The organism is Deltaproteobacteria bacterium (assembly GCA_030690165.1).
Lineage (GTDB): Bacteria > Desulfobacterota > GWC2-55-46 > UBA9637 > UBA9637 > JACRNJ01.
This window is the reverse complement of sequence record JAUYHF010000063.1, coordinates 1-8,868: the sequence shown is the minus strand read 5'-3', so window position 1 is coordinate 8,868 and position 8,868 is coordinate 1. Positions and strand designations below refer to the sequence as shown.

The window sequence follows — 8,868 nt, the reverse complement described above, 5'->3', positions numbered from 1 at the left end:
TCTAAGTTCCCTGTGGAAATCAATATAAAATACGTCCAGCTTGATCGGGACTACGTAATCACCGTGGTTCGCGACGTAACCGAGCGCAAGAGGGCAGAGGCGGAGCTTGAGAAATCCCTCTCTCTCCTGCGCGCAACGCTTGAATCTACTGCCGATGGCATACTGGCAGTAAACGATGAAGGAAAAATGGTGGGCCTTAATCAGAGGTTTGTAGTAATGTGGCGCATCCCCGAATCCATTGTAGCATCCAGGGATGACAATCAGGCCCTGGCCTTTGTCCTGGAACAGTTGAAAGACCCGGAGGGATTCCTCGCCAAGGTGAGGGAGTTATACTCCCAGCCTGATGCAGAGAGCTATGATGTATTGGAATTTAAGGATGAGAGGGTCTTCGAGCGATATTCGCGGCCTCAGTTGATAGAAGGAAAAAGCGTTGGAAGGGTCTGGAGCTTTCGGGATGTTACAGAGCGCAGAAAGATAGAGAAAGAATTGGTGTCCAGAACAATATTGAACGAAGAGCTTATCAAGATAAACAAGATGAAGTCTCAGTTTCTTGCCAATGTAAGCCACGAATTAAGAACACCGCTGAACTCCATTATGGGTTTTTCTGAACTCCTGAGCGAAAAATCATTCGGTGAACTGAATGAAAAACAGACACAGTATGTCAACTATATCAATACGAGCGGCAGCCATCTGCTGCACCTTATAAACAATATACTTGACCTGTCAAAGATAGAGGCAGGCAAGATTGAACTGGAACCCGAGGAGTTTCCCCTTGCGGATGTCTTAGGCGAGGTTCTCAGCATTGTCAGGCCTATGGCGCATAAAAAGGACATTATTATTGAGAGTAAAACCCTTCCGCTGTCCCCTACAGTCAGATTAGATAGGTCGAAATTTAAGCAGATTATGCTGAATCTGCTTTCAAACGCCGTAAAATTCAACAAAAGCAGCGGAAAGATAAATATAGATTGGGATATTTCAGAAGAGGCAAAAGGCGATATCATGGAAAGGGTTCTTCATATCTCTGTAAAAGACACGGGCATAGGCATAAAAGATGAGGACATCCCAAGGGTATTCAGGGATTTTGAACAGCTGGACCCCTCAATAACAAGGGAGTACGGCGGCACCGGTCTTGGTATGGCATTAACCAAAAAACTTGTTGAACTGCATGGTGGAAGGATATGGGTGGAGAGCGAATATGGCAAGTGGACTCAATTTAGTTTTGTAATTCCCCTTGTATAAAGGGATTGATTGTTGTGTAACCAAGGGTAATAAATGGTGAGGATAGGCGTTCTCTTAAACAAATAGTCCCAGGAGATGACTATGATTCATCGCTTGCAAAAACTCAATCTGTTACAGCGGTCGTTAATAAGTGATAGGAACCTTGATGAAAAGTTCAAGAATATCACTGATAGCGTAGTAGAAATCTTCAATGCCGATTTCTGCCGTATATGGGTTAGCAGGCCCGGGGACCGCTGTAATTCCGGGTGTATTCACGCCAATGACAGGGAAGAGGATAAGGTCTGCCGCAAGCGGGAATCCTGCCTTCACCTTATTTCCAGCTCCGGCCGCTATACACACATAGACGGCCCTCACAGGCGGGTGCCATTTGGCTTCTACAAAATAGGCCGTATAGCCAACGGGCAGACAAGCAAATTCCTCACCAACGATGTAGTAAATGATCCGCAGATAATGGACCATGAATGGGCCAGGGGTCTTGGCCTTGTTGCATTTGCCGGGTATAAGCTTCAGGATACCAATGGCGAACCCATAGGCGTTCTGGCGCTCTTTTCAAAACAATATATCACCCCTGAAGAGGATGCCATGCTCGAGGGTCTTGCAGGCATGGCCGCTCATGTCATCCAGACCATGAAGGCCAAAGGGGCGCTGAAGATGGAGAGGGACAAGCTCATGAATATCCTGGAATCTATGAAGGACGGTGTCTATATTGTAAACCAGTCTTACGATATAGAATATGTCAACCCTGTTATTGAAAAAGAGTTTGGTTCTGTTAACGGACGTAAATGTTATAAATATTTTCATGACAGGGATGAGGTTTGTCCATGGTGTAAAAACCCGGAGGTCTTTGCCGGCAAGACGGTTCAATGGGAATGGCACTCAGAAAAAAATAATAAGACATACGACCTGTTGGACACGCCGTTACGGAATCCTGATGGGACTATCTCCAAGCTGGAGATCTTTCGCGACATCACTGAACGCAAGTATGCAGAGTATAACCTTGCTATTCAGTATTCTGTAGTCAGGGTATTGGCTGAGTCGGCTACACTCAAAGAAGCCACACCGAAGATTATAGAGGTGATTTGTGAATCTGCAGGATGGGATACCGGCGTTATATGGGTTGTTGACCATCAGGCAGAAGTCCTGCGCTGTATAGAATACTGGCACAGGCCGTCAGTTGACTTCTCAGAGTTTGAGGCAATAACCCGGCAGTTTACCTTCCAAAAGGGTGTTGGTATGCCTGGCTCTGTTTGGGGCACAGGCAAGCCTGTATGGATTACAGAGATTGCCGAGGATATAAATTTCCCGCGCGCCTCTTATGCTGTAAGGGCGGGTCTGCATTCTGCCTTTGGTTTTCCGATTAAGATTGGGGATGAAGTCCTCGGTGTCATCGAATTTTTCAGCCGTGAGATTCACCGGCCATATAAGGGTATGCTCCAGATGTTTAATGCCATCGGAAGCCAGCTTGGGCAGTTCATGGTGCGAAAAAGGACAGAGGATGCGCTGCTGGTTTCAGAAGAGAAGTTCAGGGGGCTTGCCGAGCAGTCTATCGTAGGCACCTGTCTCATCCAGGACGGAAAGTTTGTCTATGTGAACCAGCATCTTGCAGAGACTCTAAATTTCAGGCAGGAGGAAATGCTCGGCTTGACTGTATTGAATCTTGTGGCAGAGCGGGATAGGGATACGGTAAAAGAGAACATGCGCAAGCGGATATCGGGCGAAGTGTCATATTTACGTTACACTTTTAATGCGCTAAAAAAGGGCGGCTTGGAGGTCCCGATGGAAGTTCATGGAAGCGCCATGGAATATCTTGGACGCCCGGCTATCATGGCAACACTGCTGGATATTACTGAACGGAAGCTGGCAGATGAAAAGATAAAACATATGGCCTATCATGACCCGCTGACTGACCTTCCCAACCGCACCCTTTTCTATGACCGCCTGCATCAGGCCATCCTGTCCGGTCACAGGGAAAATGAACCGGTTGCCTTGATGTTTTTAGATCTGGATAGTTTTAAAGATATCAACGATACCCACGGCCACCATTATGGCGACTTCCTGCTAAAACAGGTGGGTAGTAGGATCAGGGAAATTTTACGGGAATCTGATACGGTTGCCAGGATTGGGGGAGACGAATTTGCAATAGTTCTCCCGCGGCCGGAAAAAATAGAAGGAGCTGTCCGGACCGCGGAAAAGATCATAGAAGCAATAAGAACCCCTTTTAGTCTGGAAAAAATGACATTGAGTATTACGGCCAGCATCGGTATAGCCATCTTCCCCGACCATGGGAAGGATATTAATCTCCTCCTCAAAAAGGCAGATGAGGCGATGTATGCGGCAAAGGAGTCGGGAAGAGGCTTTGCTGTATATGGCAAGTAGATACTAAAAATATCCTCATTCCACGCATAATGAATGACGGAGTCTATGGAGAGAGCTTAAAACATTCTCCTCGCAACTGCCAGGCTCGCCTGCCAAATCTATCCCAATCTGATTATTATATAAATCCATTATTTTTTCGCAGCATTTATTGCCCTCTCCCCTCTTTCCAAACCCAAATATAACTGAGTTATCTTCTTCATGGACGTTCCCAAGCCCCTTGGTAAAGGCGGCGCCAAAACGTTTCGTCATTTCACAGACAAGATACGCGTGCCGCGCCGCGTCGCCAAGGCCGTTATGAAGAGATTTGCGCCCCCAATATTCCTTGGTCATATCCTGATCCCACTGAGACGATTTTTTAAAACTGTAAGCGCGAAGGCAATCTATGGGATGAAAAAGACAAAATTTCTCTTCTGCCCAATCATATACAGGCGCGGTCTCAGTCAGGTCTTCAATGCTTACAATATTTCCGTTTATGCAAACCTCTTTCTTACAATCGTTATTGGCATTTTGCGGCACGAAACTATTATCGATGCATGTGTTGGAGTTAATGGTGTGGGTGGAGGCGGCGCAGCCTGATATTATGGATAGTATTGCAGCCAGATAAACAAGCTTCATATACAACACACCTGATTAAGCAACCCAGACAATTATCAATACCTTTTCAGTTCCCTAATCTCTTTTGTCTTTCCCTTCAGATTAAGTATCTCGTCGGTATCAAGATATGTCCATGCCTTTTCCATGATAACCGGATAATAATCCTTAAGCGCATCGGCTACAGCATCGGCCCTGCCGGTATACATCTTGCCTTGATCATATCGCACCAGATGCTGATACGGTATGTTATTGTATTGCCCGCCGTATCTCGTCTCGTAAACAGGGATCGCTTCGTATATCTCCATGCCCCTGACAACGCTTCCTTCCATCTCAAGTTTTTTCACCCACATTTTTTCGCCGGAGAGCGGTTCGCGCATCTCATAAGCAACCCAACCGCCGATCTTCATCTCGAATTTTCTCTCTTTAACCGTAATCTTACTGTCTTCAAGATTCTTACCACTGTAGTAAACATATGCCCATTCATCGTATTTGGTATCTGTTGTTATGAAGACCCTTGGGGCAAGGGTAATGTCGGCATTCTTCTTGTCCGGATAAGTTACGTCGTCAAGGGTCAGATACGGACCGACGGAAGTCATACCCTTGGCTATTATTATCTTATCCAAATCAACGCCCATTGACTTTGAAAAACCCTTGCCTACCTGAGCGTAGATCGGGTCTATCAGGGAACTCTCCGCATCTTTATAGAATGGATTGACGACTATAACAGTAGCTTTTATTGAAGCAGGCGGCAGCTTCTTTGGAGGCTCATAGTTATAAAAATAATTATCGCCCCAGTGCGATACAGGAAGGGGTGGCGGCGGCGGCGGAGCGACTTCAGGCCCCCCGGCGCACCCCCCGCCATTTTGCCCTGAAAGCAAACCGGCTGCTGCAATTAAAAGAACCGCGCTTTTAACCCTTTTCATAATGCAGGATACTTTACCCATATACCCTCCCTTTAGATGACTTAAACTTGATAATTCCTTGCTGTTTGCTATAGGGATATCTTAATCTGTCATTCCCACCCCTGTTTTCACAGGGGTAAACTCCAGTGGGAATCCAGAAAACAGATGATTGTGGATTCCTGCTCCCTGCTTATTTATACCCGCCTGGCTGATCCTTAACTGGCTGAGGTGGCTGAGCTTTGTCATCGTGTGTGGTCGCTGGCGCTAACAATCCTCCTAATCCCATTTTCTTTTGAGCCTTGTCCTCGTGTGTGGTGCGCTGCTGGACGGCACACCCTGTCATAGTCATACTCACAAGTACAAGCATGACAAAGACCGCACCGATTAAAAAAAGTACCTTACCCTTCATTTTCATAATGCACCCCCTTTTTTGGTTCACCACGATTAGTGTGTTTCAGGTTGCAAACCTGAAACAGCCATGTGATTTTCCACTGTTGAAATTTTTATATCTCAAAATTTAATAAACATCAAGATTTTTTATGAGGAGACATATCTGGCTATCAGTTTTTTCTGTCCTGTTCCAGGGAATATCACAGTAAGCTTCGCATCCGCGCCCATCCCTTCCTTTGCCTTTATAATGCCGGCGCCAAAACTCGGATGCTTTATCTTCATCCCTATCTTCCATGGGTCGTTGTCCGTGAATTCATCATAGACAATCCGCGGTTCTTCAATGTTTGTTTCAGGCACTATATGTTCAGCATTTCTTCTGAATTCCGGATTCCGAATTCTGGATTCCGGGCTGATTATTTCCAGATAATTAGGATGTATTTCATCTATAAATCTTGATTGCCCCTGGAATCTTGTTTCGCCATAGATAGTCCGCTCCCTTGCGCCGGATAAAAAGAGTTTTTGCATAGCCCTTGTCATTCCCACATAACAAAGCCGTCTTTCTTCCTCAAGTTCCTCCTCGCTTCTTCCGTTAATAGACCTTGAATGAGGGAACAGGCCTTCTTCCATGCCGACCATGAACACAACAGGGAATTCCAATCCCTTTGCCGAGTGTAGAGTCATCAGGGTAACTCTATTTTGTTTATCCTCAAGGCTATCTATGTCGCTAATGAGTGCTACGTGATCAAGAAAGTCGGCAAGGCTTGCTGTGCCACTTGCTTCCACATGGAGAAGTTCTTCAGAGACTGGGGGGGCATGCTTTTTTTTGTTTCTTTCAAAATCCCTCATTGCCGAGATAAGTTCGTGCAGGTTTTCTATCCTTGCCTCTGCCTCTTCTGTTTTTTCCGCCTCCCACATTTTCATATAGCCGCTTTCCTCAAGAAGCATCTTTGCAAGATCATGGATAGGAAGTTTGTCCAGCAGTCCTTTGAATTTTTCAAGAAAGACTATAAATCCATGACCCTTGTGCAGTGGTAAAATACCTTTTTCAAAGGCAAGTTTAAAGGCTTCAAAGAGCGGCATCCCCCGCTCTGCGCCAAAGGCCGAGATCTTGTCAATGGTCGTCTTTCCAATCCCACGCGGAGGCGTGTTTATTACGCGCATAAGGCTTATGCTGTCGTTTGGATTTGCCATAACCTTCAGATAGGCAATGGCGTCTTTGATCTCTCTTCTATCATAAAATCTGAGACCGCCGACAATATTATAAGGCATCCCGCTCCTTATGAAATGTTCTTCAAATATCCTGGACTGGGCATTGGTACGGTAAAAGATTGCAAAATCCTTATATGCAAGACCGCTCTCTTTTCTTATCTCTTCTGTTTTAGAGTATATAAGACCTGCCTCATGATGCTCGTCCCTTGCCATTTGATAATGGACCAGCTCTCCATCTAAGTTTTCAGTCCACAGAGTTTTGCCGATCCTCTTCGTATTTTTCTCCACAACAGAGTTTGCGGCGGCGAGTATATTCTTTGTTGAACGGTAGTTCTGTTCGAGCCTTATAATTTTAACCTCTGGAAAGTCTCTCTCAAATTCAAGGATATTTTTTATGTCTGCGCCGCGCCAGCCGTAGATAGATTGGTCTTCATCGCCAACCACGCACAGATTCTTATGTATTGCCGATAAGAGATTTATAAGCATATACTGGGCGCGATTTGTATCCTGATATTCGTCCACAAGGATGTAGTTAAATCTTTTCTGGTATTTTTCCAAAACCTGGGGCGCTTCTCTAAAGAGTCTTATGGGTTCGCATATTAAATCACCAAAATCCAGCGCGTGGTTTTGCCGTAGTTTCTCCTGATAAAGCTTATATACATTGGCAGCCCTCTGTCTAAAGAAGTCTGTAGCCTCCATTGTATAATCATTCACAGAAAGCGCTTCATTCTTTGCCTGATTTATGTGGGAAAGGATTGCCCTCGGGCTGAATGCCTTTTCATTTATATGGAGTTCAGACATGCAGAGCTTTACAAGCGCCAATTGATCATTATCGTCATAGACAATAGAATTCGGATCAATGCCGATATAATGGCCATCCTTTCGCAAAATGCGTAAACCAGTGCTGTGGAATGTGCCTAAGAGTAAATCTCTGGCCATTGGCCCTAAAATCTTTTCAAGCCGCTCCTTCATCTCCCCTGCTGCCTTATTAGTAAAGGTGACTGCAAGGATATTATACGGAGGGATGGTTTTTCCCAGTACCAGATAGGCAATCCTGTAGGTGAGAACCCTTGTCTTTCCGCTCCCTGCTCCTGCGAGTATGAGAATCGGGCCGTCTGTCTTTTTTACGGCGTCGGCCTGCTGGGGGTTGAGGTGTTTTAGTATTTCCATTTTAGGTAATAGGTAATGAGCTTTTTTATTATTAATGATTACCATAAATTAAATGGAATGTGAAATTAAAACTGGATATGTTTTTTTGTTTCCCCTCCTGTAACTTTTTCTCAAAAATAGCAAGGTTTTGATTCTTAAATGACAAAAATAAAAAAAAGCTTGACAATCAATAAGGAATATTTTATAAATAACCTCTTCAATTCCAACCTGTTACAATATAAGAATCCATATTTTATTTATTTACAAATACAGGTTGGATTTTTGCTGGCGTAGCTCAATGGTAGAGCAGCTGATTTGTAATCAGCAGGTTGCGGGTTCGAATCCCATCGCCAGCTCCAAAAAGACAGGGATTAGGGGCTATTGACTGTATTTTATGGAGAGGTACCCGAGTGGCCAAAGGGGGCAGACTGTAAATCTGCTGGCATTGCCTACGGAGGTTCAAATCCTCCCCTCTCCACCATAAAGACAGTGTTCACTGTCCACTGTGTAAGTTAGTGCGGGTGTAGTTCAATGGTAGAACTCCAGCCTTCCAAGCTGGATACGAGGGTTCGATTCCCTTCACCCGCTCCAGAGAAAGACAGGTATAGAATAAAGCAGGTATAGGTAAAATGCTAAAATTTAATTCCTCTACCTTTACCTCTACCTGTAGTTAATGCCCACGTAGCTCAGTTGGTAGAGCACTTCCTTGGTAAGGAAGAGGTTCACCGGTTCGATCCCGGTCGTGGGCTCCAGAAAGAAAGACAGATGAGAAGCAGCAGAGCGTCAAAGAGTCAAAGCAAAAAACTTAAGTATTTAACTCTGACCCTCTGACACTGTGATACTATGACACTTTAAACTAGGAGGTTTCTATGAGCAAGGCCAAATTTGACAGGACAAAGCCGCACATAAACATAGGGACAATAGGTCATGTAGACCACGGCAAGACCAGCCTAACAGCGGCAATAACAAAAGTATTAAGCACAAGAGGACTGGCAGAATTTCTTGCATA

Annotated in this window: 8 protein-coding genes and 4 tRNA genes; 7 read left to right on the top strand and 5 right to left on the bottom strand. The window is 45.0% G+C overall.

Going from position 1 to position 8,868, the window contains the following annotated elements:
* The coding region (locus Q8P28_11005; GenBank protein MDP2683302.1) for an ATP-binding protein at positions 1 to 1,239 on the top strand (1,239 nt) is incomplete at its 5' end.
* Positions 1,240 to 1,362: 123 nt separating this feature from the next.
* Here Q8P28_11005 and Q8P28_11000 read toward each other — a convergent pair.
* The gene (locus tag Q8P28_11000; protein ID MDP2683301.1) at positions 1,363 to 1,593 is read right to left on the bottom strand and encodes a hypothetical protein; all 231 of its coding nucleotides are present in this window, start codon (positions 1,591 to 1,593) and stop codon (positions 1,363 to 1,365) included.
* A gap of 6 nt (positions 1,594 to 1,599) precedes the next feature.
* On the opposite strand from Q8P28_11000, the gene Q8P28_10995 reads away from it, so the two are divergent.
* Positions 1,600 to 3,615, top strand: coding sequence for a diguanylate cyclase (locus Q8P28_10995; protein ID MDP2683300.1), 2,016 nt, complete (start codon positions 1,600 to 1,602; stop codon positions 3,613 to 3,615).
* A 15-nt stretch (positions 3,616 to 3,630) separates the two neighbouring features.
* Here the strand turns inward: Q8P28_10995 and Q8P28_10990 are convergent, their stop codons facing one another.
* The 4 genes from Q8P28_10990 to Q8P28_10975 form a co-directional block, all read right to left on the bottom strand.
* On the bottom strand, positions 3,631 to 4,230 hold the full coding sequence (locus tag Q8P28_10990; protein MDP2683299.1) for a hypothetical protein: 600 nt from the start codon (positions 4,228 to 4,230) through the stop codon (positions 3,631 to 3,633).
* Between the two features lie 35 nt (positions 4,231 to 4,265).
* Complete coding sequence (locus tag Q8P28_10985; GenBank protein MDP2683298.1) at positions 4,266 to 5,153, bottom strand: hypothetical protein; 888 nt, start codon at positions 5,151 to 5,153, stop codon at positions 4,266 to 4,268.
* A 148-nt stretch (positions 5,154 to 5,301) separates the two neighbouring features.
* On the bottom strand, positions 5,302 to 5,526 hold the full coding sequence (locus Q8P28_10980) for a hypothetical protein (protein ID MDP2683297.1): 225 nt from the start codon (positions 5,524 to 5,526) through the stop codon (positions 5,302 to 5,304).
* A gap of 122 nt (positions 5,527 to 5,648) precedes the next feature.
* On the bottom strand, positions 5,649 to 7,880 hold the full coding sequence (locus Q8P28_10975; protein MDP2683296.1) for a UvrD-helicase domain-containing protein: 2,232 nt from the start codon (positions 7,878 to 7,880) through the stop codon (positions 5,649 to 5,651).
* Between the two features lie 263 nt (positions 7,881 to 8,143).
* On the opposite strand from Q8P28_10975, the gene Q8P28_10970 reads away from it, so the two are divergent.
* From Q8P28_10970 to Q8P28_10950, 5 genes are all read left to right on the top strand, one after another.
* Positions 8,144 to 8,218 (top strand) — tRNA-Thr (locus tag Q8P28_10970).
* Positions 8,219 to 8,255: 37 nt separating this feature from the next.
* Positions 8,256 to 8,340: transfer RNA gene (locus Q8P28_10965), tRNA-Tyr, on the top strand.
* A 36-nt stretch (positions 8,341 to 8,376) separates the two neighbouring features.
* Positions 8,377 to 8,450 (top strand) — tRNA-Gly (locus tag Q8P28_10960).
* Positions 8,451 to 8,534: 84 nt separating this feature from the next.
* Positions 8,535 to 8,611, top strand: a tRNA-Thr gene (locus Q8P28_10955).
* A 117-nt stretch (positions 8,612 to 8,728) separates the two neighbouring features.
* Positions 8,729 to 8,868 (top strand): GTP-binding protein (locus Q8P28_10950; GenBank protein MDP2683295.1); only part of this gene is annotated, 140 nt, incomplete at its 3' end.